General features: G+C 74.0%; 21 protein-coding genes and 1 pseudogene. 14 read left to right on the top strand and 8 right to left on the bottom strand.

What is annotated here, in order from left to right; all coding sequences use genetic code 11:
• Window positions 1-113: 113 nt before the first annotated feature.
• Complete coding sequence (locus tag GTY84_RS03755; protein ID WP_161224642.1) at window positions 114-809, top strand: TerB family tellurite resistance protein; 696 nt, start codon at window positions 114-116, stop codon at window positions 807-809.
• Between the two features lie 361 nt (window positions 810-1,170).
• Here GTY84_RS03755 and GTY84_RS03750 read toward each other — a convergent pair whose 3' ends face one another.
• The gene (locus GTY84_RS03750; protein ID WP_161224641.1) at window positions 1,171-1,740 is read right to left on the bottom strand and encodes a GNAT family N-acetyltransferase; all 570 of its coding nucleotides are present in this window, start codon (window positions 1,738-1,740) and stop codon (window positions 1,171-1,173) included.
• A 322-nt stretch (window positions 1,741-2,062) separates the two neighbouring features.
• Between GTY84_RS03750 and GTY84_RS03745 the strand changes: the two genes are divergently transcribed.
• The 6 genes from GTY84_RS03745 (at window position 2,063) to GTY84_RS03720 (ending at window position 9,033) form a co-directional block, all read left to right on the top strand.
• Window positions 2,063-2,812: an SCO2525 family SAM-dependent methyltransferase gene (locus tag GTY84_RS03745; RefSeq protein WP_202549119.1), complete on the top strand. Its 750-nt coding sequence runs from the start codon at window positions 2,063-2,065 to the stop codon at window positions 2,810-2,812.
• Between the two features lie 50 nt (window positions 2,813-2,862).
• Window positions 2,863-4,713 (top strand): SCO2524 family protein, encoded by a 1,851-nt coding sequence (locus GTY84_RS03740; RefSeq protein ID WP_161224640.1) that lies wholly within the window; start codon window positions 2,863-2,865, stop codon window positions 4,711-4,713.
• Between the two features lie 2 nt (window positions 4,714-4,715).
• Entirely contained in the window at window positions 4,716-5,633 is a 918-nt protein-coding gene (locus GTY84_RS03735; RefSeq protein WP_161224697.1) for an SCO2523 family variant P-loop protein, read from the top strand.
• Complete coding sequence (locus tag GTY84_RS03730) at window positions 5,630-6,628, top strand: SCO2522 family protein (RefSeq protein ID WP_161224639.1); 999 nt, start codon at window positions 5,630-5,632, stop codon at window positions 6,626-6,628. Before GTY84_RS03735 ends, GTY84_RS03730 begins: the two co-directional genes overlap by 4 nt.
• Before the next feature lies 1 nt (window position 6,629).
• The gene (locus tag GTY84_RS03725; protein ID WP_161224638.1) at window positions 6,630-7,610 is read left to right on the top strand and encodes an SCO2521 family protein; all 981 of its coding nucleotides are present in this window, start codon (window positions 6,630-6,632) and stop codon (window positions 7,608-7,610) included.
• A 250-nt stretch (window positions 7,611-7,860) separates the two neighbouring features.
• Window positions 7,861-9,033, top strand: a complete 1,173-nt coding sequence (locus GTY84_RS03720) for a hypothetical protein (RefSeq protein ID WP_161224637.1) — start codon at window positions 7,861-7,863, stop codon at window positions 9,031-9,033.
• A gap of 137 nt (window positions 9,034-9,170) precedes the next feature.
• Here the strand turns inward: GTY84_RS03720 and GTY84_RS03715 are convergent, their stop codons facing one another.
• Window positions 9,171-9,779, bottom strand: coding sequence for an XRE family transcriptional regulator (locus GTY84_RS03715; RefSeq protein ID WP_161224636.1), 609 nt, complete (start codon window positions 9,777-9,779; stop codon window positions 9,171-9,173).
• A gap of 92 nt (window positions 9,780-9,871) precedes the next feature.
• On the opposite strand from GTY84_RS03715, the gene GTY84_RS03710 reads away from it, so the two are divergent.
• The 5 genes from GTY84_RS03710 to GTY84_RS03690 all read left to right on the top strand — a co-directional run bounded on the left by GTY84_RS03710 (window position 9,872) and on the right by GTY84_RS03690 (window position 13,274).
• Window positions 9,872-10,849, top strand: coding sequence for an NAD(P)/FAD-dependent oxidoreductase (locus GTY84_RS03710; protein WP_161224635.1), 978 nt, complete (start codon window positions 9,872-9,874; stop codon window positions 10,847-10,849).
• 363 nt (window positions 10,850-11,212) lie between these two features.
• Window positions 11,213-11,431: a hypothetical protein gene (locus tag GTY84_RS03705; RefSeq protein ID WP_202549101.1), complete on the top strand. Its 219-nt coding sequence runs from the start codon at window positions 11,213-11,215 to the stop codon at window positions 11,429-11,431.
• On the top strand, window positions 11,428-11,643 hold the full coding sequence (locus GTY84_RS03700) for a hypothetical protein (RefSeq protein ID WP_161224634.1): 216 nt from the start codon (window positions 11,428-11,430) through the stop codon (window positions 11,641-11,643). Before GTY84_RS03705 ends, GTY84_RS03700 begins: the two co-directional genes overlap by 4 nt.
• Window positions 11,644-11,665: 22 nt before the next feature.
• Window positions 11,666-12,412, top strand: coding sequence for a DNA repair protein RecO (recO, locus tag GTY84_RS03695; RefSeq protein WP_161224633.1), 747 nt, complete (start codon window positions 11,666-11,668; stop codon window positions 12,410-12,412).
• A gap of 31 nt (window positions 12,413-12,443) precedes the next feature.
• Complete coding sequence (locus GTY84_RS03690) at window positions 12,444-13,274, top strand: isoprenyl transferase (RefSeq protein WP_161224632.1); 831 nt, start codon at window positions 12,444-12,446, stop codon at window positions 13,272-13,274.
• A 148-nt stretch (window positions 13,275-13,422) separates the two neighbouring features.
• On the opposite strand, the gene GTY84_RS03685 is transcribed toward GTY84_RS03690, so the two are convergent.
• The 4 genes and pseudogenes from GTY84_RS03685 to GTY84_RS03670 form a co-directional block, all read right to left on the bottom strand.
• Window positions 13,423-13,839, bottom strand: a complete 417-nt coding sequence (locus GTY84_RS03685; RefSeq protein WP_161224631.1) for a transcriptional repressor — start codon at window positions 13,837-13,839, stop codon at window positions 13,423-13,425.
• A 149-nt stretch (window positions 13,840-13,988) separates the two neighbouring features.
• Window positions 13,989-14,858: pseudogene (locus tag GTY84_RS03680) on the bottom strand (metal ABC transporter permease); the annotation flags it as partial.
• Window positions 14,859-14,868: 10 nt separating this feature from the next.
• Window positions 14,869-15,636, bottom strand: a complete 768-nt coding sequence (locus GTY84_RS03675) for a metal ABC transporter ATP-binding protein (protein ID WP_161224629.1) — start codon at window positions 15,634-15,636, stop codon at window positions 14,869-14,871.
• Between the two features lie 50 nt (window positions 15,637-15,686).
• The gene (locus tag GTY84_RS03670; RefSeq protein ID WP_161224628.1) at window positions 15,687-16,670 is read right to left on the bottom strand and encodes a metal ABC transporter substrate-binding protein; all 984 of its coding nucleotides are present in this window, start codon (window positions 16,668-16,670) and stop codon (window positions 15,687-15,689) included.
• A 263-nt stretch (window positions 16,671-16,933) separates the two neighbouring features.
• On the opposite strand from GTY84_RS03670, the gene GTY84_RS03665 reads away from it, so the two are divergent.
• Window positions 16,934-18,316, top strand: a complete 1,383-nt coding sequence (locus GTY84_RS03665) for a glycine--tRNA ligase (RefSeq protein ID WP_161224627.1) — start codon at window positions 16,934-16,936, stop codon at window positions 18,314-18,316.
• 339 nt (window positions 18,317-18,655) lie between these two features.
• On the opposite strand, the gene GTY84_RS03660 is transcribed toward GTY84_RS03665, so the two are convergent.
• A complete protein-coding gene (locus GTY84_RS03660) occupies window positions 18,656-19,111 on the bottom strand; it encodes a type II toxin-antitoxin system PemK/MazF family toxin (RefSeq protein ID WP_161224626.1) in 456 nt (151 codons plus the stop codon).
• A gap of 568 nt (window positions 19,112-19,679) precedes the next feature.
• The gene (locus tag GTY84_RS03655; RefSeq protein ID WP_161224625.1) at window positions 19,680-20,762 is read right to left on the bottom strand and encodes a chitinase; all 1,083 of its coding nucleotides are present in this window, start codon (window positions 20,760-20,762) and stop codon (window positions 19,680-19,682) included.
• 475 nt (window positions 20,763-21,237) lie between these two features.
• On the opposite strand from GTY84_RS03655, the gene GTY84_RS34850 reads away from it, so the two are divergent.
• Window positions 21,238-22,038, top strand: coding sequence for a hypothetical protein (locus GTY84_RS34850; RefSeq protein WP_202549087.1), 801 nt, complete (start codon window positions 21,238-21,240; stop codon window positions 22,036-22,038).
• Window positions 22,039-22,040 lie beyond the last annotated feature (2 nt).

Raw genomic sequence — 22,040 nt, 5'->3', positions numbered from 1 at the left:
GGGTGACGCCGAGGTCACAGAAAGGTCTCCTCCTGGGTACTGACTCCACGTCGGCGATGTGGCTAACATCACGCCAGCGCGGCGATGCTGCCGTGCGGCTATGGAGGTGCGACGTGCTGCCTGGACGGGGACGAGACGACCGAACTGCCCGGCTGCCACGCGTCGTGGGCACGCGCACCGCCTGGACCCCCATCGGTGACGGCGAGTTCTTCTGCCCCGGCTGCGGCGGCGACCGCAACTACCAGCGGCTCACCGGCCGCCGGCGGCTGACCGTGCTCGGGGTGCCGGTGCTGCCCCGGGGCGAGTCCGCGCCCACCGTGGAGTGCGCGGCGTGCCGCGGCCACTACGGCACCGAGATCCTGGACCACCCGACCACCACCCGCTTCTCCGCGATGCTCCGCGACGCCGTGCACACCGTCGCCCTCGCGGTGCTCACGGCGGGCGGCACCTCCTCGCGCACGGCGCTGGAGACGGCCGCCGTCGCGGTGCGGGCCGCGGGCTTCGAGGACTGCACGGAGGAGCGGCTGAGCGCCCTGGTCGAGGCGGTGGAGGCGGACACCGGGCGCATCCACGGGGAGCCGTGCGTGCCCGGTCTGGCCATAGAGCTGCACGAGGCGCTGGACCCGCTGGCCCCGCACCTGGCGGCGCCCGGCCGCGAGTCGATCCTGCTGACCGGCGCCCGTATCGCCCTGGCCGACGGCCCCTACACCCCCGCCGAGCGCGACGCCCTCGCCACGGTCGGCGCGGCCCTGACCCTGCCCTCCGCCGACGTCAGCCGCCTCCTCCACTCCGCGGGCACCCCGTCCTGACGGGGCGGCCGGACACCCGCTCGCCGGGGAGCCGCCGGGCCGCGGAACCCCGGGGGGAGCGGCCGGTGCCGTAGTGCCGAACGGCCGCGGGCCGGGCCGAGGCGCCGCCGTGCGGCCGGGCTCCGGGCACCCGTCGGGCTGTCGGGCATCCCCCGCCGGGCCGCCGCACCGCACCCGACCGCACCGCGTCGTACCGTCCGGGAGCCGCCCGGGGCGGCGTCGCCGCGTCCGCCGGGGACGCCGCGCGGGCGGGCCGGAGCCGGGGCCCCGCGGGTCCGGGCGTCGGGGCCGGCGTGGCTCCGGCCGCGGGGACGGCGCGCCGCACCGGCCGTCCCCGCGCGGCGCGACCCCGGCGCGCGCCTCACCCCTCGGCCGGAGTGAGCGGCAGCCCCAGCACCAGCCGGTGCATCCCGGGGCCGAAGTAGTCCGGCCGCAGTCCCGCGTCCGGGCCCTCGGGCCGGAAGCCCAGCGAGCGGTAGAGGCGGATCGCGGCCCGGTTGGCGGGCTCCACGGTCAGTCGCACCCGCGCGACCCCGTCCCGGCGCAGCCGGGCGATGATCTCCGTCATCAGCTCCCGCCCCAGCCCCCGGCGCCGGCGGTCCCGGGCCACGCACAGGCCCAGGATCCAGCTGTCCAGTCCCAGCGCCGGCGTCGTGGTGGCGGCCAGCACATAGCCCCGTAGCCGCCCCTCGCCCGCGTCGAGGACGAGGAAGTGCTCGGCGTACATGTCCCACATCTGGCGCAGCAGGAAGCCGGGGTAGGCGACGTCCTGGAACACCTCCCGGTCCAGCCGCAGCAGTTCGGGCAGATCCTCCTCGCGCGCCGTGCGCAGCACGAGCCGCGCCCGGTCCGCGGACGGCGTCCGCCCGTCCCGCCACTCGCGGCGGTCCGAGGGGATCCCCAGGGGACGTTCCAGTGATTCGGCGGTCATGCCACCTCCCGGTCGCGACGGCGTCAATGTCGGTGATCTGCTGTCACACCCCCGGAAGAATGGACGGTTCGGTGGCGGCAGGTGACGCGATGTCGCTACAGTGAGCGCTCAACTTCCTTCATTCAAGGGGAAGTTGGCGTATGCATCGATGCGCCCGACGTGCCCCCGGCACTGGAGGAGTGGCGAGTTCGCGGCTGTCCGCGGCCGCCTCGGTGGCCTACCGTGCGACCAATGGGGGCGGCACCGCCTACGGCCGGCGTTCACGGGCCGCGCGCGGCACACGGTCCGTCCACACATCGAGCGGAAAAACGGCAGGGTGATTATGGATCGCAACGCCGACGCGCCCTGGTCGAAGTTCGATCCGGAGACGTACGTCGACAACAACTACCGGACACCACTCGATGTCGACGTGCTGATCGTCCGGCTGATGCGCGATCATTTCGGCCGGTGCTTCTCCGGGGGAATTCCGGATTCCGTGCGCGGGGTCGACGTGGGCGCCGGGGCGAACCTCTATCCCGCGCTCTCGATGCTCCCCTGGTGCCACAAGGTCCTGCTGCTGGAATACGCCCCGCCGAACGTCGCCTACCTGGAAAGACAGCTCGCCCCCGGAGGATACGACGCCGCGTGGGACGCCTTCTGGGAGGTGCTGGCGGAGGCGCCCGCCTACGCCGCGGTCGAGCCGAGGGAGAGGTTCGGCGAGATCGTCCGGGTGGAGCGCGCCAACCTCTTCGACCTCGACGGACGGCGCCGCTGGGACATCGGGACGATGTTCTTCGTCGCCGATTCGATGTCGGAGTATCCCGAGGAGTTCGAGGCCGGCGTGCGCAACTTCATGAGCAGCCTCAACGACGGCGCGCCGTTCGCCGCCGCCTTCATGAAGGAATCCGTCGGATACCGGGTCGGGGAACACCGTTTCCCGGCCTTTCGCGTGAACGAGGCGCGGGTGCGGGAAAGCCTGGAACCCCTCGCCGGGGAACTGGAGATCCACGATCTCCACCACATGGTGCGCCCGGGACACGAGGGAATGCTCCTCGCCCTGGGACGGCGCGATACGGGGATTGCCGCCCCCTAGGAACGGGGACGGACCGACAAGGGGCACCGGGATCTGTCTGAGGGGGGCGGATGCAGATCAAGCCGCGCCAGCATCTGCTGGACATCTGGCGGGCCATGGCCCGGCACTCGTTCGAGGACGGAAAGCCCATCCTGGGCGAGACCGACGGGACGAGCAGCGTCGCGGACGCCGAGCGGCTGCTCTGCCTGCTCTACCCGGCCACGGAGGTGCCCGCCTTCCGGCTCGACCAGCCGGACACCACGGAACGGGACGTGCTGCGGGCCCTGGAGCGGATCGGGACCCGGCTGGAGATCCCCGCCAACATCATCTCCGCGCTGGCCCACTTCATGCGCACCCACACCGACGCCGACAACCGGCCCACCTTCCCCGGCGGGCACTACTTCCGCCCCGGCGGACCCGGCGTCGAACTCTCCGACGAGCAGAGCCGGCTGGGCGTGGTCGACTCCTACTCCATGTCGATCACGCTCTGCCTCGCCACCCTCGGCTTCCTCAAGGTCTACGAGGCCAGCACCGCCCGGCCCGAGATGCGCCGGGCCATCGGCGAGCTGCGGGAGACCACCAACACCCGGCTGACCGCCGCGATGATCAGCCTGCTGCGCTCCTTCACCGTCAACGTCTTCGACGCCGAGTCCGAGCAGGGCAAGCGGCTGATCCAGGTCATCGGGCAGGGCAGCCAGTCCGACCGGCAGGTCCTCCAGCAGTTCTCCCGCCGGCTGCGCCCGCTGCGCGCCACGATCATCGAGAGCCTGACCCGCGGCATCCAGTTCGACGAGAGCATCCGCGACGAGAGCCAGCTCTTCGAGTGCGGCTGGGCCTGGGGCGTGGTGCACGGCGCCCCGGAGGTCGCCGACCTGGAGACGCCCTTCCCCGGCCAGCCCGACGGCTTCGCGGACCGGCTCCCCTACGTGTACTTCACCGTCGTCGCCCTCGACGGCATCCAGGACCTCTTCTCCGAGCGCACCCTGACCCTCGGCCTCCTCGGACCCGACCAGCAGAAGCTCGCCGAGGCCCTGCGGCTGCGCTGGGAGCTGAGCCAGCAGTACTGGTCGGCCATCGCCCGCTTCGGCGCCGCCCGCTGGCCGCTGGAGGACCTGCCCTGGCAGACCACCGGACTGCGGCTGGAGTCCGAGTACTTCTCCCTCACCGTCGCCGCGATCCTCGTGCACGACCTGATCCGCCGGAAGGCCACCGACGACGACCTCACCCGCACCGTCGCCATCATGGAACGGCTCGCGGACCGGGGCCGGGTCACCAGCCGCATGACCCGCGACGACCCCGCCGTCCGGCTGCACCACCCCGGCGTCACCATGCCGCTCGCGGGTTCCGAGCGCACCGGCGGGCTCCTGCTCTGGAGGATGACGGACTTCTCCGCCCAGCTCCTCAAACGCAGCATCCAACTGGCCGAGCTGTCCCGGAACATCGCCGCCCAGGACCGGCTGCTCCGCCTGGCCGAGCAGGTCTTCGAACACCTGTGGAGCCGCCGGATCGAGGGCGAGGACGCGGACGGCGTCGGGCTCTGGGACGACGCGCGGGCCGTCTACCCCGACGCCCGCGACGTCGGCCCCCGGATGTCCTGGAGCATCACCGAGCGCATCACCGAATGCCTGGTCGCCGCCCGCAACCTCTACGAGCAGCAGCCCATCCGCAGCCCCGAACTCGCCGGACTGGCGCGGGAACTGCTCAGCGAGGCCACCCACCTGTTCGGCAAGGAGCAACTGGAGGCGGGCTCCACCCGGGACGGGAGCCGCGCCCGCGCCCTGCGCAGCATCGAGAGCCGCCTCGACCACGCCCGCGAACTGGTCGACGAACGCCCGGCCACCGCCGTCTCCCTGGCCCTGCCCGTGCTCCAGGAACTGGACACCCTGGCCCAGGCCAGGGGCGCAGCGGCGCAGGAGGTGTGAGCGTGCTCGTCTTCGCCGCCTCGGACAAGGGGGGCACCGGCCGCTCGGTCACCAGTGCCAACCTGGCCTACCAGCGCGCCCTGGCCGGGGACCACGTCGCCTACGTGGACTTCGACTTCGGCTCGCCCACCGCCGCCGCCGTCTTCGACGTGCCGGACGCCCTGCGCGGCACCGGAGAGCAGGGGCTCCACTCCTACCTGGAGGGCACCGCCGCGGAACCGGTCCGCGTCGACGTCTGGCGGCGGACCGAGCACCCCCAACTGCGCGCCCGGCCCAACCGGGCGGGCCGCCTGGTGCTGTTCCCCGGCGACGCGGGCGGCGGCGAGTTCGCCACCGGCGAGGAGGTGCGGGACCGCTGCGTGGACCTGCTGCTGCGGCTGCACAGCGAGTTCGACATCGTCCTGGTCGACCTCAGCGCCGGACGCAGCTACGCCGTCGACATGATCCTCGCCGCGACCGCCCACCCCCGGATGCGTTACGTGCCCTTCCGCTGGCTGGTCTTCCACCGCTGGACCCGCCAGCACGTCATCGCCGCCGCCGGGCTGGTCCACGAGGCCCACGGACTCCTCGCCTCCGGCGTCGAACGAGGCCACGACGAGGACGCGCTGCGGTCCGCGATCCGCTTCGTGCGGGCCGCCGTCCCCGACCCCGAGTCGCCCATCTGGGCCCAGGGCACACCCGCCCAGTCCGCCTGGATGCAGGCCTGCGACGACGCGCTGCGCCGGCTGGCGGCCGAGCAGCGCGTGGGGGACAGCGTCGTCCTCGGCATCGTGCCCCTGGAGCCCACCCTCCAGTGGCGCGAGCAACTGATCACCGAGGAGGACGTGCTCTCCACCCAGATCGCCAACAAGGAGACCCTGGAGGCGCTGGAGGAGATCGCCCGGCGGCTCACGGACGACGAGCACTGGGGGCGGCCGTGAGCGACGGCGGACACCCGGCGGCGGACGGGGACGGCGGCTTCCGGGAGACGGCGGCCGAGCCCCGGGTGGCGGCGGTGCCGCTCGCCCATCTCTCGCTGGAGCTGGGCCACCTGTACATGGAGGACTTCGAGGCCGGGCCCGAACGGCTGCGGCGGCACTTCGCCCAGGTGCGGCCCTGGGCCGAGGCGGCACGGGCCGCGGCCACCGCGCGGGCGGGCGGGAAGCGGCCCCGGATCAGCACCTGCTTCCTCATCGACGACTACTTCACCCGCTTCGCCACCCCCGCCGAGGTGGTGCCCATGCTCCTGGCGGAGGCCGGACGCGCCGGGCTGACCGTCGACTACCTCGCCCGCGAGTCGGGCTGCGCCGTCACCGGCACGGTGCCCGTCGCGGAGGCGGTGGCCGGGCGGATCGTCGAGTCCCCGCCGCCCGGCAGCCACGGGCTGCGCCCCCCGGCCGTCGAGACCGGCTGGCTGGCCAACGGCGAGCGCGGCCCCGCCGCCCGCGCCCCGCAGGCGATGAAGCGGGCCGCCGCCTGGCAGCCGCCCCGCGAGACGGCCGCCTGGCGCCACTCCGTCTTCCTGGACGCCGAGCTGTGGAGCGAGGACGACGACGGACGCCGCACCTGGTCCTGCCCGTTCCTCGCCGCGGTCTGGCAGCTCGCCCGGCTGGGACTGCTGCGCCACGAGGGCGAGGCGGTCCTCGTCCCCCGCCCGCACACCGGTGACGGCTTCCCCGCCGACTGGGACGAGCTGCCCGCCCTGGTGCAGCTCACCGAGCGGCCCGCCGCCTTCTCCGCGTACCGGACCTGCTCGGTGCTGCCCAACCGGTTCCTGCCCGTCGAGCACGCGGTGCGCGTCGTCCTCGACCAGATCGAGGTGGACGCCACCGCGCTGGCGCAGGCCACCGGGCGCTCCCGGCAGGAGGAGCGGGACGCGGCCGTGCCGGACTCGGTGGCCGACCGGATCTCCTACGTCTTCTACGCGGGCCGGTGACATGGCGCCGGGGGAGGGGACACCGCGCGCCGTGCTCGCCTGCGGCGAGGTCCGCACCTGTCTGCTGCCCGCCCGGCAGGCCCTCGACATCCGCTCCGCCGCCCAGCTCCTCGGACTGCGCGCCGACGAACGCGTGCTGCTCTCCGAGCGCCCCAACCTGTACGCCAGGTCCCCCGGCACCCTGACCGGCGTCGACTGCCCGCTGCCCAGCGCCACCGGAGCCCGCGTCCGCGCCGTCGGCACCGTCGCCGCGCGGGCCTCCCTCACCGAGGGGCGGGTGCTCCAGAGTTCGGCGTACTTCCGGCTGCCCGCCTCCGGGCCCGACCAGCGGCGCCCCTGGGGCGAGTACCTGGTGCGGCCCGGTCTGGTCGAGCCCCTCGGCCGGCTGCCCCGCGACGCGGTGGCCGCCGGGGTCCTCGGCGGCGGGCGCCGGGGCGATCTCGACGCGGGGCTGATAGCGGACGGGCTGCTCACCCGGCTGCTGCGCCACCCGCTGCTGGACCACCGGCCGCCGCTGAAGTCCCGCCCCACCCGGCTGCGCTGGGTGGCGCTGCCCACCGCCCCCGGGGAGGGGCCCTCGCTGGAGCGGCTCACCCTCGCCGAGGACGAGCTGCGCACCCTGCGGCTGCGGGTGCCCGAGGGCACCCCCGGCGCCGACCTCGCGGACCTCTGCGACGACCTCGCCCTGCACGACTGGCTGCTGACCACCCTGGTCCGGATGCTCGACGGCATCCGCTTCGGCGCCGGGACGGCCCAGGACGGCCCCGCGGTCGTCCGCGCGGTCCGCCCCGCCGTCGACCACCTGCTGCACCTCTGGATGCCCGGGGCCCGGGTCCCGGCGTACCTGACGCCGTTGTGGGAGCCCCTGGAGACCCGGCCGGGGTTCACCCGCCAGTGGCGGACCCTCGTCCAGCGCATTCGCGACCAACTGGCCCTGTACGCCGTCCCCCAACCGGCCCGGGAGGTGGAACCGGCACCCTGACCCGGCGCCGCGCCGCCACCGCCGTACGGCGTGCGGGACCGGAGCCGCCCCCGCGACGGCACCGGCCCGGCACGAGGGAACGCCGTGCACCCGTCCGCCGCCCCGCCGTCCGGCACCCCGCCGTCCGGCACCGTACGACCCGCCACCGCACGACCCTCACCACCCGACCGCACCGCCTTCCGCACCACCGTCCCCGCACATCACCGCACCACGCCCGATCCGAGCGCGTCCCGACGGGGGGAGCAGCGAGATGAGCACGGCACAGTCACCGCGGCCCGACGAGGCAGGCCGTACACCGGAAGGACCCGGACGGTTCCGGGCATGGCGGGGCGCCGCCCGTGGCGCGCCCGCCGTCGTCCGCTGGGGGCCACCCGCGGCGCTCGGAGCGGTCGTCGGGGGCGGTGCCTGGGGCGTCATGGCGCTGCTCGCCCCGGACTCCGGGGGAGTGCGGCGGATCGTGGCCGCCGTGCTGTGCGCCGTCGTGGCGCTGCTCGCCCAGTACCTCCTGGACCTGGACCCGCGCGCCCGCGCCCGCGACCGGGCGGCGGCCGAGCACATCCGCCGGGTGGAGAACGCCCTGGCCGGACAGGGCGCCACCGTCCGCGACGGCCTGCACCGGCAGGAGGAGGACCTCCGCGGCGCCCTGCACCAGCAGGAGGAGCATCTGCGCGGCGCGCTGGGCCGCCACACCGAGGAGGTCAAGCGGGCGCTGGTCGAGCAGCGGCGGGCGCCCCAGCCCTATCCGCGGCTGGACCGGGCCCGCGCCGACGGGGTGCCCGAACTGGCCAAGAACTTCGCGGAGGTGCTGGCGCCCGGCCCCGCTATCCTCCACTCCTTCGTCCGGCTGGAGATGAAGCGGGTCCTCGGTCACATGGCCGACCTCACCGGTCTGAGCGCCGAGTGCGCGGGCGAGAACCACGACTGGATGCTCACCCTCACCCGGGCCGCCGAGCACTCGATCAGCGCCATCAGCACCTCCGTGGACCGGGAGTTCTGGAGCAGCGAGCCCGCCGGGCGCTACCTCCAGGCCCAGCAGCGGGCCATCGAGGAGCAGGACGTGCCGGTGCGCCGCCTGTTCCTGCTGGGGGGAGCCGCCGACCTGGACGACCGGCTGCTGCGGCTCTGCGAGGAGCAGGAGCTGCTGCGCATCGAGATCCGCGTGGCCGTCCTGCCGGAGCTGCCGCCGAACCTCCAGCGCGGCACCACCGACGACTTCATCGTCTTCGACGAGCAGGTCTCCTTCGAGATCGAGCAGGACCTGCGCGACGTGAACGTCCGCACGCGGCTGCTCGCCCGCCAGGACCACGTGCAGGGCCGGATGAAGCGCTTCCGGGAGCTGTGGGACGCCGGGATGGGCCTGCGCGAACTGGAGGTCCGGGTCGACGCGGAGCAGGACGGCAACTGGATGGTGGACCACGGCTGAGACGGCCCGCGGGCCGCGCGGGTCCGCGCGGTCCGTCGCCGCCACCGCGGCTCCGACCCCGGCGCGCCGGCATGCCCGCCGCCGCCATCGCCCCGGCGCGGTCCCGTCCCGTCCCGCCGCGTCCCCGTCCGCCCGGCCTATCCGGCGGACGGGGGCCGCCCCCGGCGGGTGCCGGGCCCGGCCCGGACGTGCACGCGTTCCCCCTGCGGGCCGAACAGGTTGAGGATCTCCACGGGGGACCCGTCGGCGGGGCCGAACCAGTGCGGCAGGCGGGTGTCGAACTCGGCGGCCTCACCCGGCCCCAGGACCAGATCGTGGTCGGCCAGGACCAGCCGCAGGCGCCCGGACAGGACGTACAGCCATTCGTACCCCTCGTGGGTGACCGGCTCGGGCCGGTCCTGCTCCGGGGGGATGACCGACTTCCACGCCTGGAGCCCGCCGGGCCGGTGCGACAGCGGGATCACCGTCCGTCCGTTGCGGACCCGGGGCCTCGGGCGCACCCGGGGGTCGCCCACCTCGGGCGCCCCGACCAGCTCGTCCAGCGGCACCTGATGGGCCTGGGCGAGCGGCAGCAGCAGCTCCAGGCTGGGGCGGCGCAGGCCCGACTCCAGCCTCGACAGGGTGCTCTTGGAGATGCCCGTCGCCTCGGCCAGCGCGCCCAGGGTCACCCCCCGCCCGGTGCGGATGCGGCGGAGCCGGGGGCCGACCCCGGCCAGCGCGGCGGCGATCTGCGACTGCTCGTCCATGCCCCCATTCCACCGCCTCCGTTGCGGAAACGGCAACAGGAGTTGTTGCCCCGGTACCCGGCGCGCACCATCGCGGGCAGGAGGTTGTCCCCATGAACGATACGAAGCACGACCCGAACGGCACGGCCCCGCGCGGCGACCGGGACGGGACCCACGACGTGGTGGTGGTCGGCGCCGGAGCGGCCGGACTGAGCGCCGCCCTGCTCCTGGGCCGCGCCCGCCGCCGGGTGATGGTGGTCGACGCCGGTGAGCCGCGCAACGCCCCCGCCGCCCACATGCACGGCTTCCTCTCCCGCGACGGGCTGCCCCCGGCGGCCCTGCTCGACCTCGGGCGGGCCGAGGCCGAGCGCTACGGCGTCCGGTTCGTCCGGGGGCGGGTGGAGCGGATCGACCCCGGCTTCCTCGTCCGGCTGGCGGGCGGGGTGGTCCTCGGGGCCCGCCGCCTGCTGGTCGCGACCGGGCTGCGCGACGAGCTGCCCGCCATCCCCGGGGTGCGCGAGCGGTGGGGCAGGGACCTGCTGCACTGCCCCTACTGCCACGCCCACGAGGTCCGCGACCAGCCCCTGGCCGTCCTCGGCACCCACCCGGGAGCGGTGCACCAGGCCCTGCTGCTGCGGCAGTGGAGCGACGACGTCGTCCTCTTCCCGCACACCCTGGACCTGACCGCGCAGGACCGGGAGCGGCTGGCGGCGCGCGGCCTGCGGCTCGCGGAGGGCGAGGTCACCCGGCTCGTGGTCGACGGCGACCGGCTGCGCGGTGTCGAACTCCGCGACGGCCGGGTCGTCCCGCGCACCGCCGCCTTCGTCTTCCCCCGCCCGGTGCCGCACGACGACCTGCTGACCGGGCTGGGCTGCGCCCGGGGCGACGACGGCTGGATCGCCACCGACCGCACCGGCCGCACCGACGTCGCCGGGGTCTGGGCGGCGGGCAACGTCGTCGACCCGCGCGCCCAGGTCGTCACGTCCGCCGGCATGGGATCCGCCGCCGCCTTCGCCCTCAACACCGATCTGCTGGAGGAGGACGTCGACCTGGCCGTCGAGCGGCACCGGGCGGCCTCCGCCGCGCGATAGACCGCCCGTGTCCCCGCCGGGCACGCCGCCGCCCGGCGGGACGGCGGCGCCGGGGAACGCGCCGACGCCCCTCGGCACGGGCCTCGCCGCCGGGTCCCCACCGCCGCGCAAGTGCTCCCGCGCCGAGGGGCGTTGCCCGGCTCTCCCGGGGACGAGGACCGGTACGCCCGGCTCCGCCCGGATGGCGGCGGCGTCCTCCCGGCACCGGTTCGGCCCTCGCTCCGGGACGCTTCCGCGTCGCCTGCCGCGAACCGTTGGCCATGACCAACCCCCTCGTACCGATCGGTACTTGCGGCGCCGGCCCCTTCCGGGTGCGGACACGCTGCGCCACCACGGCGACACGAAGGGTGAACGCGGGTGAGAATGGGGAGCACCGTGGAGGTACGGCACGCGACGGCCCGTGTCGAGGAAGCGGAGGACATCGTGAGGGAATTGCGCGAGCTGCTCGCGGCGGCGGGAGTCACCCCGCCCTCGCCCGGACCCGGCCCGGTCACCCCGGCGGGGGAGGCGCCCCGCCCGCCCGTGGAGCCGGTCCGCCGCTCCGGCACCGCCGCGCGGCGGCCCGCGGCGGTGCCGAGGTGATGCCGCCCGTCGGCGCGCACGCCGTCGACACCCGCATCGGACGGGTCGGCGTCGTCATGGGACGGCAGGGCCCCTACGTGCAGCTCCGCCCCTACGGCGGCGGCCGGGAGTGGGACGCCGTGCCCGGGTACGTGCGCTACGCCACCCAGTCCGAGCGGCTGAGGGCGGCCACGGCGCACGCCAACGCCCGCAGCCGGGGCGAGGTGCTCTGAGCCATGCGCGAGAATGGACGCCATGAGTCTGTTCCGCGACGACGGCATCGTGCTGCGCACCCAGAAGCTGGGTGAGGCGGACCGGATCATCACCCTGCTCACCCGCGGTCACGGACGCGTGCGCGCCGTGGCCCGGGGAGTGCGCCGCACCAAGTCCAAGTTCGGTGCGCGGCTGGAGCCCTTCTCCCATGTGGACGTGCAGTTCTTCGCGCGGGGGAGCGAACTGGTCGGGCGCGGGCTGCCGCTGTGCACGCAGAGCGAGACCATCGCGCCGTACGGCGGGACCATCGCGACGGACTACACCCGCTACACCGCGGGCACCGCCATGCTGGAGACCGCCGAGCGGTTCACCGACCACGAGGGCGAACCGGCGGTGCAGCAGTACCTGCTGCTGGTGGGCGCGCTGCGGACGCTGGCCCGGGGCGAGCACGCGCCGGGCCTGGTGCTGGACGCGTTCCTGCTGCGCTCGCTCGCGGTGAACGGCTACGCGCCGACCTTCGGGGACTGCGCCCGGTGCGGACTGCCCGGCCCCAACCGGTTCTTCTCGGTCGGCTCCGGCGGCTCCGTGTGCGCCGACTGCCGGGTGCCCGGCAGCGTCGTACCCTCGCCGCAGGCCCTGATCCTGCTCGGGGCGCTGCTCACGGGGGACTGGGCGACGGCCGACGCGTGCGAGCCGCGGTACGTGCGGGAGGGGAGCGGACTGGTGTCCGCGTATCTGCACTGGCACCTGGAACGCGGTCTGCGCTCGCTGCGCTACGTCGAGAAGTAGACCGGGAAGACACCGAGGAGACGAGAGACACATGTCCGTACGCGGGATTCTGGGGCGGCAGCGCCGCGAGTACCGGGCACCCGAACCCCACCCGTCCGGCGCGCGGCCCCCGGGCCTCGGTGAGCTGGTGCCGCAGCACGTGGCGATCGTCATGGACGGGAACGGCCGCTGGGCCAAGGAGCGCGGGCTGCCCCGGACCGAGGGGCACAAGGTCGGCGCCGAGCGGGTGGTGGACGTGCTCCAGGGCGCCATCGAGATCGGTGTGCGCAACATCTCCCTGTACGCCTTCTCCACCGAGAACTGGAAGCGCTCCCCGGAGGAGGTCCGCTTCCTGATGAACTTCAACCGCGACTTCATCCGCAAGTCCCGCGACACCCTGGACGAACTGGGCGTGCGGGTGCGCTGGGTGGGGCGGATGCCGCGGCTGTGGAAGTCGGTCGCCAAGGAGCTCCAGGTCGCGCAGGAGCAGACCCGGGACAACGACCTGCTGACGCTGTACTTCTGCATGAACTACGGCGGCCGGGCGGAGATCGCGGACGCGGCGAAGGCCATCGCCGAGGAGGTGCGGGCCGGGCGGCTCGACCCGGCGAAGGTCAGCGAGAAGACCCTCGCCAAGTACCTCTACTACCCGGACATGCCGGACGTGGACCTGTTCCTGCGGCCGAGCGGCGAGCAGCGCACCTCCAACTACCTGCTGTGGCAGAGCGCCTACGCCGAGATGGTGTTCCAGGACGTGCTGTGGCCGGACTTCGACCGGCGCGACCTGTGGCGGGCCTGCCTGGAGTTCGCCTCCCGGGACCGGCGGTTCGGCGGGGCGATCCCCAACGAGGAGCTGCTCGCGATGGAGGGCCGCACCGAATAGGGCGCGCCCGCTGCCCGCCGGGCCGCGCGGACGGACGGCCCGGTCGGGCCGGACGGCCCGGTCGGGCCGGATCGCGCGGACGGGCCGGGACACCCCTGGTGCCCCGGCCCGTCGTCCGTTCCGTATCCCGGCCGTCCCGGGCCTGCCGTCAGTCGCCGGCCTTCGCGCAGTCCGCGCAGGTGCCGAAGATCTCCAGGGTGTGCGCCACGTTGACGTAGCCGTGGTCGGCGGCCACGCTCTCGGCCCACTTCTCCACCGCCGGCCCCTCCACCTCGACGGCCTTGCCGCAGGTGCGGCACACCAGATGGTGGTGGTGGTCGCCGGTGGAGCACCGGCGGTAGACGGCCTCGCCGTCGGCGGTGCGCAGGACGTCCACCTCACCGGCGTCGGCGAGGGACTGCAGGGTGCGGTAGACCGTGGTGAGCCCGACGGAGTCGCCCTTGTGCTTGAGCATGTCGTGCAGCTCTTGGGCGCTGCGGAACTCCTCGGCCTCCTGGAGTGCTGCCGACACAGCGGCCCGCTGCCTGGTGGCGCGGCCCCTCACGGGCGGTCCAGCGGTCGTCACCGGATTCCTCCTCAGTCTGTGGCTTGGCTGGCCCATTGTGCCAGCCGGGCCCGCCGGAGTCAGGGCCCGCCGGCCGGGTCGCCCCCCGGGGCCGTCCGCGCCGGGGCCCCGGCGGCCGGGACCCCGGCCCCGTCCGAGGGTGCCCGGCCCGCCGGGATCGCGCACTCCGCGGGGTCGGCGGCGGGCCCGGCCGCGGCGGCGGCCCGCGCGCGCCGCCGGGCCAGCGGCGCGGCCAGCGCGGTGAGCACGAGGAAGGCGCCGATGGTCAGCAGCACGATCGTCGCGCCGGGCGGCACGTCCTGGTAGTACGAGGTGACGGTGCCGCCGAGGGCCACCGCGACCCCGATCGCGACGGCGACCGCGAAGGTGGCCGCGAAGCTGCGGCCGAGCTGCTGCGCGGCGGCCACCGGCACCACCATCAGCGCGGAGACCAGCAGCAGCCCCACCACGCGCATGGCCACCGTCACCGTCATGGCGGCGGTGACCGCCGTGAGCAGGTTCAGCGCCCGCACCGGCAGCCCCGTGACCCGGGCGAACTCCTCGTCCTGGCTGACCGCGAAGAGCTGGCGGCGCAGTCCGACGGTGACCAGCACCACGAAGGCGGCCAGCAGGCAGATCGCCGTGACGTCGGACTCGGACACCGTGGACAGGGAGCCGAACAGGTAGGAGGTGAGGCTGGCGTTGGAGCCGGTCGGGGCGAGGTTGATGAACATCACGCCGCCGGCCATGCCGCCGTAGAAGAGCATCGCGAGGGCGATGTCGCCGCGGGTGCGGCCGTACCAGCGGATCAGCTCCATCAGGACGGCGCCGAGGACGGAGACCAGGGCCGCCATCCACACCGGGGACCAGGAGAGCAGGAAGCCGAGGCCGACCCCGGTCATCGCCACGTGGCCGATGCCGTCGCCCATCAGGGCCTGGCGGCGCTGGACCAGGTAGATGCCGACGGCCGGGGCGGTGATGCCGACCAGGACGGCGGCGAGCAGCGCCCGCTGCATGAAGGCGTAGTTCAGGATTTCCATGGGGGCCTCGTCAGCTCAGCAGTCCGGTGTGGAGGGGTTCGGCGCCCTCCGGGGCGTGCGGGTGCACGTGGTCGTGGCCCGGCAGCGCGTGCTGGCCCACGGCCTTCGGGGGCGGGCCGTCGTGCAGGACGCAGCCGTCGCGGAGCACCACCGCGCGGTCGATCAGCGGCTCCAGGGGGCCCAGTTCGTGCAGGACCAGCAGGACGGTGGCGCCCGCGGCGACCTGCCGGCGCAGCGTGGCCGCCAGTACCTCCTGGCTGGCCAGGTCGACGCCCGCCATCGGCTCGTCCATGATCAGCAGTTCGGGTCCGGCGGCGAGGGCGCGGGCGATCAGCACCCGCTGGTGCTGGCCCCCGGACAGGGCGTCCACCGGGTCCCCGGCGCGGTCCGCCATGCCGACCAGCTCCAGGGCCCGGCGGACGGCCTCGCGGTCGGCCCGGCGGAACAGCCCGAAGCGGGTGCGGGAGAGGCGGCCGGAGGAGACCACCTCGCTCACCGTCGCCGGGACGCCGCCCGCGGCGGTGGTGCGCTGGGGGACGTAGCCGACGCGGGCCCAGTCGCGGAAGCGCCGCAGGGGCGTGCCGAACAGCTCGACCGTGCCGTCGGTGAGGGGGAGTTGGCCGATGAGGGCGCGCACCGCGGTGGACTTGCCGGAGCCGTTGGCGCCGAGCAGGGCGACGACCTCGCCGCGCCGCACGGTCAGGTCGACGCCGCGCAGCACGGGACGGGAGCCCCGGTCGGCGCGGGCGCCGCGCAGGGCGATGACGGGTTCGTTCATGACCGCTCCCCGGTCGTCGGGATGTGTGGCGGAGTCGTCGCGCGGTGTGGTCATGCCGCGCCCAGGGCCTTCTGGAGCGCGGTGAGGTTGGACTCCATCACCTGGAGGTAGTCGTCGCCGCGGGAGTGCTCGGTGATCCCCTCTATGGGGTCGAGGACGTCGGTGCGCAGCCCGGCGTCCCGGGCGACGGTCCGCGCGGTCCGGTCGCTGACCAGCGTCTCGTGGAAGACGGTGGTGACGCCTTCGGCCTTCGCGGTCCGCTGGAGGTCGCGGACGCGGGCGGCGCTGGGCTCGGCCTCGGGGCTGAGCCCGCTGATGGCCCGCTCGGTCAGTCCGTAGCGCTCGGCGAGGTAGCCGAAGGCGGCGTGGGTGGTGATGAAGACCTTGGTCCTGGTGTTCCGCAGGCCGGTCTCGAAGCGGGTGTCCAGCTCGCCGAGCCGCTTCACCAGGGCGGCGGTGTTCTTCCGGTAGTCGGCGGCGTGGCCGGGGTCGGCCTTCTCGAAGGCCCGGCCGACGCCCTCGGCGACCTCGGCGTAGCGGACCGGGTCGAGCCAGAGGTGGGGGTCCGTGCCGCCGTGGTCGTGGCCGTCGTGGCCGTCGTGGCCGTCGTGGTCCTCGTCACCGTGGCCCTCGTCACCGTGGTCGTCGTCGTGGTGGGCGTCCACGAGGGTGGTCAGGGAGCCGGCGTCGATCTTCGTGGCGATGCCGGACTGGGATATCGCCTCGTCGACGGCGGGCTGCAGGCCCTTGATGTGGAGCGCGGCGTCGGCGTCCTCCAGCCGGGCCCGCTGCCTGGCGCTGACCTCCAGGTCGTGCGGCTCCTGGCCGGGCTGGGTGAGGCTGGTGACGTTGACGTGCTCACCGCCTATGCGCTCCGCGAGGAAGGCCATGGGGTAGAACGACGCGACGACGTCGAACCTGTCCGTACCGCCCGTCCCGGTGTCGTCGCCGGCGCAGGCGGAGAGGGTGCCGAGGCCGAGTGCTGCGGCCACGGCGACTGCTATGCCGGATATGCGGCGTCGTCGTATGTTCATGACAGTCATTTTCAATGATTTTGGAAACCGTTGTCAACAAGCGTCCCGGGCGGGTCCCTCGGGAGGGTGGCCGGGGAGGCGGTCCGGAGCGGTCCGGAGGCGGTCCCGGAGGCGGTCCGGAGCGGTGCCGCGACGGTGCCGGGGTGTGCCGGGACCCCGGCGGGGCCCCCGATTTGGCCGGGGGGTGTCCCACGCCGGTAACCTGGGGCATTCGCTGGAAGCAATCTCGCTTCGTCGCCCGTCGTCGTAATGAAGAGAGCACCGTGGCCGCCGACAAGATCGACACCATCGTCAGCCTGAGCAAGCGCCGTGGCTTCGTTTTCCCCTGTAGTGAGATCTACGGCGGCCAGCGTGCCGCCTGGGACTACGGTCCGCTGGGTGTCGAGCTCAAGGAGAACCTCAAGCGCCAGTGGTGGCGCTACATGGTCACCTCCCGCGAGGACGTGGTGGGTATCGACTCGTCCGTGATCCTCGCCCCCGAGGTGTGGGTGGCGTCCGGTCACGTCGCCACCTTCTCCGACCCGCTGACCGAATGCACCGCCTGCCACAAGAGGTTCCGCGCGGACCACCTGGAGGAGGCGTACGAGGAGAAGAAGGGCCGCGCCCCCGAGAACGGCCTGGCCGACATCAACTGCCCCAACTGCGGCAACAAGGGCCAGTTCACCGAGCCCAAGCAGTTCTCCGGGCTGCTCTCCACCCACCTCGGCCCGACCCAGGACACCGGCTCCGTCGCCTACCTGCGGCCCGAGACCGCGCAGGGCATCTTCACCAACTTCTCCCAGGTGCAGACCACTTCGCGCCGCAAGCCGCCGTTCGGCATCGCCCAGATGGGCAAGTCCTTCCGCAACGAGATCACGCCCGGCAACTTCATCTTCCGCACCCGCGAGTTCGAGCAGATGGAGATGGAGTTCTTCGTCAAGCCGGGCGAGGACGAGAAGTGGCAGGAGTACTGGATGGAGCAGCGCTGGAACTGGTACACCGGCCTGGGCCTGCGCGAGGAGAACATGCGCTGGTACGAGCACCCGGCGGAGAAGCTCTCCCACTACTCCAAGCGCACCGCCGACATCGAGTACCGCTTCCAGTTCGGCGGCAGCGAGTGGGGTGAGCTGGAGGGCGTCGCCAACCGCACCGACTACGACCTCTCCTCGCACGCCAAGGCCTCCGGCCAGGACCTCTCCTACTACGACCAGGAGGCCGGAGAGCGCTGGACGCCGTACGTCATCGAGCCGGCGGCCGGCGTCGGGCGCGCGATGCTCGCCTTCCTGCTGGACGCCTTCATCGAGGACGAGGCGCCCAACGCCAAGGGCAAGATGGAGAAGCGCACCGTGCTGCGCCTCGACCCGCGGCTGTCCCCGGTGAAGGTCGCGGTGCTGCCGCTGTCCCGCAACGCGGACCTGTCGCCCAAGGCCAAGGGCCTCGCGCAGGCGCTGCGCCAGCACTGGAACATCGACTTCGACGACGCCGGTGCCATCGGCCGCCGCTACCGCCGCCAGGACGAGATCGGCACGCCGTACTGCGTCACCGTCGACTTCGACACCCTTGAGGACAACGCGGTGACGGTGCGCGAGCGCGACTCGATGAAGCAGGAGCGCGTGTCGCTGGACCAGATCGAGGGCTACCTGGCCTCCCGCCTGATCGGCTGCTGACCCTCCTCCTCCGCACCACCAACCCCTGGGGCCCCGCTCGCACACCGAGCGGGGCCCGCTTTCCGTGCTGCCGTTTCGAGGCCTTCCCGGAAGTCTCATGCACCGGATTCGGCCGGTGGGGCAGTCGGGTTCGGCAACGCGTGTTCTGCGGGAGAGCGCGGTGCCCGTCCTGCCGCTCCCCGCTGATGACCTCGTGGAGCCCGGAAACGATGTGGACCAGGCGGATCCGAACCGCCACGAGGACGCCGAGGTTGTGGAGCGGTACGGAACGGATCGCGGTTGCCCGGGACCGTGATCCCGGTGGTGAGGGGCGCCGAGGCGGCAGGTGACCGGCGCCGGTCATCCCGTCCGGGACGCCCACACCGTCGCGGGCGTCGGCTCCTTCTCCGTCCACCCGGTTTCATCGGGGCGGAGGGCATCCCCCGTCTCGCCGGGCTTCGCGGTCGTGGCCGGGGTCCGCTCCCGCGCCTGTCCGGCGAACCGGAGGGCGTCGTCGATCTCGCTGAGCTTCACTGAGGACAGGACGGCCGCCCGCTCCATCAGGTCGTCCCGGGACACAGTGGTCAGCCATGTGCACGGGGTGAAGCCCGGACGCGGGAGCGCGAGCCGCAGCACGCCTTCGAACGGCAGTCCTTCACCGGCGCCGACCGTCACTTCGATGCCCAGACCGCTGATGTCGAAGCCCGCCGGAGCGACGACCTGCATCACCCGGATCCCGGACGGGTCGTCACCCGACAGCAGTACGACCAGCCTCCGCTCGTCGAACTGGACCCACCAGACTTCGCCACGTTGCACGAGTCCTCCAGAGGCATGACGGCAGGCAGGCGCCGCGCGACCCCGACGCGCTGTGGAGACGGGCGCGGCCACCGTTGATCATCGGTGTGCGAAGACTGAGGATCAGGTGGTGGCCGTAGGTCACAGCGTAGACCCCGGCCGCCGACAGGAGGGGTTGGAAGGGCTGATGGCCCGGATCGCGGGCCGGTTCCCACGGGTCGAACCCCGGAGTCGGGTCGGGCGGTTGGTGCTCGGGCTGCTGTCGCCCGCCCGAAGTCACCGCGGAAGTCGGGAAGTTGCGCGCGGAACGTCGCCCGGGAGGGCGTGGCGGAAGCTGTCCGCAGGGAGCGGAGCCGAGGGCCACCGCTTCTGCGACCGGGCCGTCGCCGACCTCACCGCCCCTGGCCCGGCGGTGCCGGGTGAGGAGGCGGGGTGCGGTTCTCGCCGGCCGGTGCCGCGCGCGGCGGTGTTCGCGGCAGCCCGGCGGCATGCCCAGGGGCCCATGGGGGGCGGCGGACGCGCCGAAAGCCGCGCCCACCGGCCGGCGGGGCGGCGGTGGGCGCGGGTGGGGCGTGTGGCGGGGCCGGGGTCAGCGGCCCTGGAGGGCCTTGACGTTGTCGCCGAAGGTCCAGTTCCGCGAGCCGTCCCAGTTCATCGACCAGGTCATCAGGCCCTTGAGGCTGGAGCCGTAGCGGCTGTAGGCCTGGGAGACCAGGGAGGGGCTCATGTAGCCGCCGCCGGCGCCGGCCTGGGCGGGCAGGCCGGGGACCTGCTTGTCGTAGGGCACCTTGATGGTGGTGCCCTGGATGACCAGGCCCTTGTTCAGGCAGTCGGTCTGCGCGGTGAAGCCCTGGACGGTGCCGGCCGAGTAGGAGTCGCCGGAACAGCCGTACATGGAGCCGTTGTAGTACTGCATGTTCAGCCACCACAGACGGCCGTTGTCCGCGTACTTCTTGACGATGGGCAGGTAGGCGCCCCAGATCGAGCCGTACACGATGCTGCCGCCGGTGACGTAGGCGGTCTCGGGGGCCATGGTGAGGCCGAAGTTCGAGGGCATCTTCGCGAGGATGCCGTCGATGATGCGGATCAGGTTGGACTGCGAGGAGGACAGCGTGCTGATGCTGCCGCCGGCCACCAGGCCGGTCTCGATGTCGATGTCGATGCCGTCGAAGTTGTACTTCTTCAGGATCGGCACGATGGTGTCGACGAACCGGTCCGCCACGGCGGTCGAGTTGAGGTCGATGCCAGCCGCGGCGCCGCCGATGGAGAGCAGGATGGTCTGCCCGGCGTCCTTCGCGGCGCACATCTCGGCGGGGGTGGCGACCTTGACGTTCTGGTCCATCCCGTCCTCCCACAGCGCGGTGCCGTCGGAGAGGATCACCGGGAACGCGGCGTTGACCACGTTGTAGCCGTGCTGCAGGAAGCGGGAGTCGTTGATCGGGGTCCAGCCGAAGGGCGGGTGGACGCCGTTCTTGGCGCCGTCCCAGTTCTCCCAGTAGCCCTGGAGGACCTTCCCGGCGGGCTTCGACTTCACCGCGCAGGTGTCCGCCGCGGCGGCGGAGCCCGGAGCCGTGGGGGCGGCGGGGGCTGCGGACGCGGAGGTGATCGCCAGGGGGGTGATGACGGCGGCCGCCAACGCGGCGGCGAACAGGCGGAGTCTGCGACGGAACATGCGGGTGCCTCCTGTGGGGGGAAGGTGGGGGCGGCGCGGGCATGACATGGCGCAGCCATGACAATGCTCTGGTCCAGACCATTCGTCAAGAGTCTCAGGAATCACCGCCGGGGGCCGGGGGTCCGGGCGGCCGTGCCGGGCCGGGCCCCCGTGTCGCCCGACCGGAGCAGTCCGGCCCGTCGGCCGCCGGACGGTCCCCCGCACCCCGGCCGGTCGCGCCGCCGCGTCCGCCGGGTTCCCCGCCCGACCGCTCCGACCTGCGGATTCGGCCACTGTTCGGGGTGCGGACGGCCCTCCGTACCGCCTCCGGACCGCCCCGCCGGGAACCTGCGGAGCCGTCCCGGCCACCACCGCCGCACGCGGGGAGAGGCCACCGGGCGACCCTCCGAAGTGCGGGACCCCGGGGCAATGCGGAGAGTGAGGTTCCGGGTCTCCAGCAGGTGCCCCCGGTCGGACAGGGCGAGGACGGACAGTCATGGCTGAGCAGAAGTCGGCGCGGACGCTCCCGCGACCGTGGCACGCGGCGGCGTCGGTGCTGGGGAAGGTGCCCGGCGCGGGCACCGTCGGCAGGGCCGCCGAGGCGGCGCTGGACCGGGTCGGCGCCGTGTCCCCGCGCGCCCGCCGGGTGGTCGTGTACACCGGGGCCGGGGTGCTGGGGGTCGCCGGGGTGGTGGAGTGGCCGGTGGCGGTCACCGGGGCGGCGGTGGCCTGGCTGACCCAGTCCCGCCGGGGCCGGGAAGCCGACGGGGCGGACGACGGCGCGGCCGCCGGCCGGCGGACGGGCGGCGCGGAGGACGGCGCGGGGCGCGCGGCGAAGGGGACCGGGCGGGCCACGAAGCGCGCCGCCACGAGGCGTTCGGCCGGAGCGAGGGCGGCGGGCGCGGCGGACGCCGCGTCCGGGAGTACGGCGCCCCCGAGCGCGGAGGAGAAGGGCGCGGCGTCGAAGAGAGGCGCGGGTAAGGGGACTTCGGCTGCCGAAACGGCCGCCGCCGCGGGCGCCGCGGGGGAGAGCGCCGCGCACGAGGGTGCCGCCCGGAAGACGACCGCCCGGAAGAACACCGCCCCGAAGACGACCGCGCGCAAGACCGCCTCGCGGACCACCCCGGCCAAGGGCGCCGCCAAGCGCGCCACCGCCGCCCGTACCGCCCCCGCCCGGTCCACCGGCACCCGTGCCACCCCGGCGAAGAAGACCGCCTCCGGCAGCCGGTCCACCGGTCGCGCCACCGGCCGCACGTCGTCGGCGGCGGGCGGCGGACGCACCCGGAAGGCGGGCTGAGC

Origin of the sequence: Streptomyces sp. SID8352 (genome assembly GCF_009862265.1) — a bacterium.
Classification (GTDB): Bacteria; Actinomycetota; Actinomycetes; order Streptomycetales; family Streptomycetaceae; genus Streptomyces.
The sequence above is the reverse complement of the archived record's forward strand: the minus strand, read 5'-3'. Positions and strand labels throughout refer to the sequence as shown.

Excerpts from the sequence above, each read along its gene's own strand:
- GTY84_RS03750 (WP_161224641.1), bottom strand. The coding sequence starts at position 1,740 with ATGACCGCCGAATCACTGGAACGTCCCCTGGGGATCCCCTCGGACCGC.
- GTY84_RS03745 (WP_202549119.1), top strand. The coding sequence starts at position 2,063 with ATGGATCGCAACGCCGACGCGCCCTGGTCGAAGTTCGATCCGGAGACG.
- GTY84_RS03740 (WP_161224640.1), top strand. The coding sequence starts at position 2,863 with ATGCAGATCAAGCCGCGCCAGCATCTGCTGGACATCTGGCGGGCCATG.
- GTY84_RS03725 (WP_161224638.1), top strand. The coding sequence starts at position 6,630 with ATGGCGCCGGGGGAGGGGACACCGCGCGCCGTGCTCGCCTGCGGCGAG.
- GTY84_RS03720 (WP_161224637.1), top strand. The coding sequence starts at position 7,861 with ATGAGCACGGCACAGTCACCGCGGCCCGACGAGGCAGGCCGTACACCG.
- GTY84_RS03715 (WP_161224636.1), bottom strand. The coding sequence starts at position 9,779 with ATGGACGAGCAGTCGCAGATCGCCGCCGCGCTGGCCGGGGTCGGCCCC.
- GTY84_RS03710 (WP_161224635.1), top strand. The coding sequence starts at position 9,872 with ATGAACGATACGAAGCACGACCCGAACGGCACGGCCCCGCGCGGCGAC.
- GTY84_RS03705 (WP_202549101.1), top strand. The coding sequence starts at position 11,213 with ATGGGGAGCACCGTGGAGGTACGGCACGCGACGGCCCGTGTCGAGGAA.
- recO (WP_161224633.1), top strand. The coding sequence starts at position 11,666 with ATGAGTCTGTTCCGCGACGACGGCATCGTGCTGCGCACCCAGAAGCTG.
- GTY84_RS03690 (WP_161224632.1), top strand. The coding sequence starts at position 12,444 with ATGTCCGTACGCGGGATTCTGGGGCGGCAGCGCCGCGAGTACCGGGCA.
- GTY84_RS03675 (WP_161224629.1), bottom strand. The coding sequence starts at position 15,636 with ATGAACGAACCCGTCATCGCCCTGCGCGGCGCCCGCGCCGACCGGGGC.
- GTY84_RS03670 (WP_161224628.1), bottom strand. The coding sequence starts at position 16,670 with ATGAACATACGACGACGCCGCATATCCGGCATAGCAGTCGCCGTGGCC.
- GTY84_RS03655 (WP_161224625.1), bottom strand. The coding sequence starts at position 20,762 with ATGTTCCGTCGCAGACTCCGCCTGTTCGCCGCCGCGTTGGCGGCCGCC.
- GTY84_RS34850 (WP_202549087.1), top strand. The coding sequence starts at position 21,238 with ATGGCTGAGCAGAAGTCGGCGCGGACGCTCCCGCGACCGTGGCACGCG.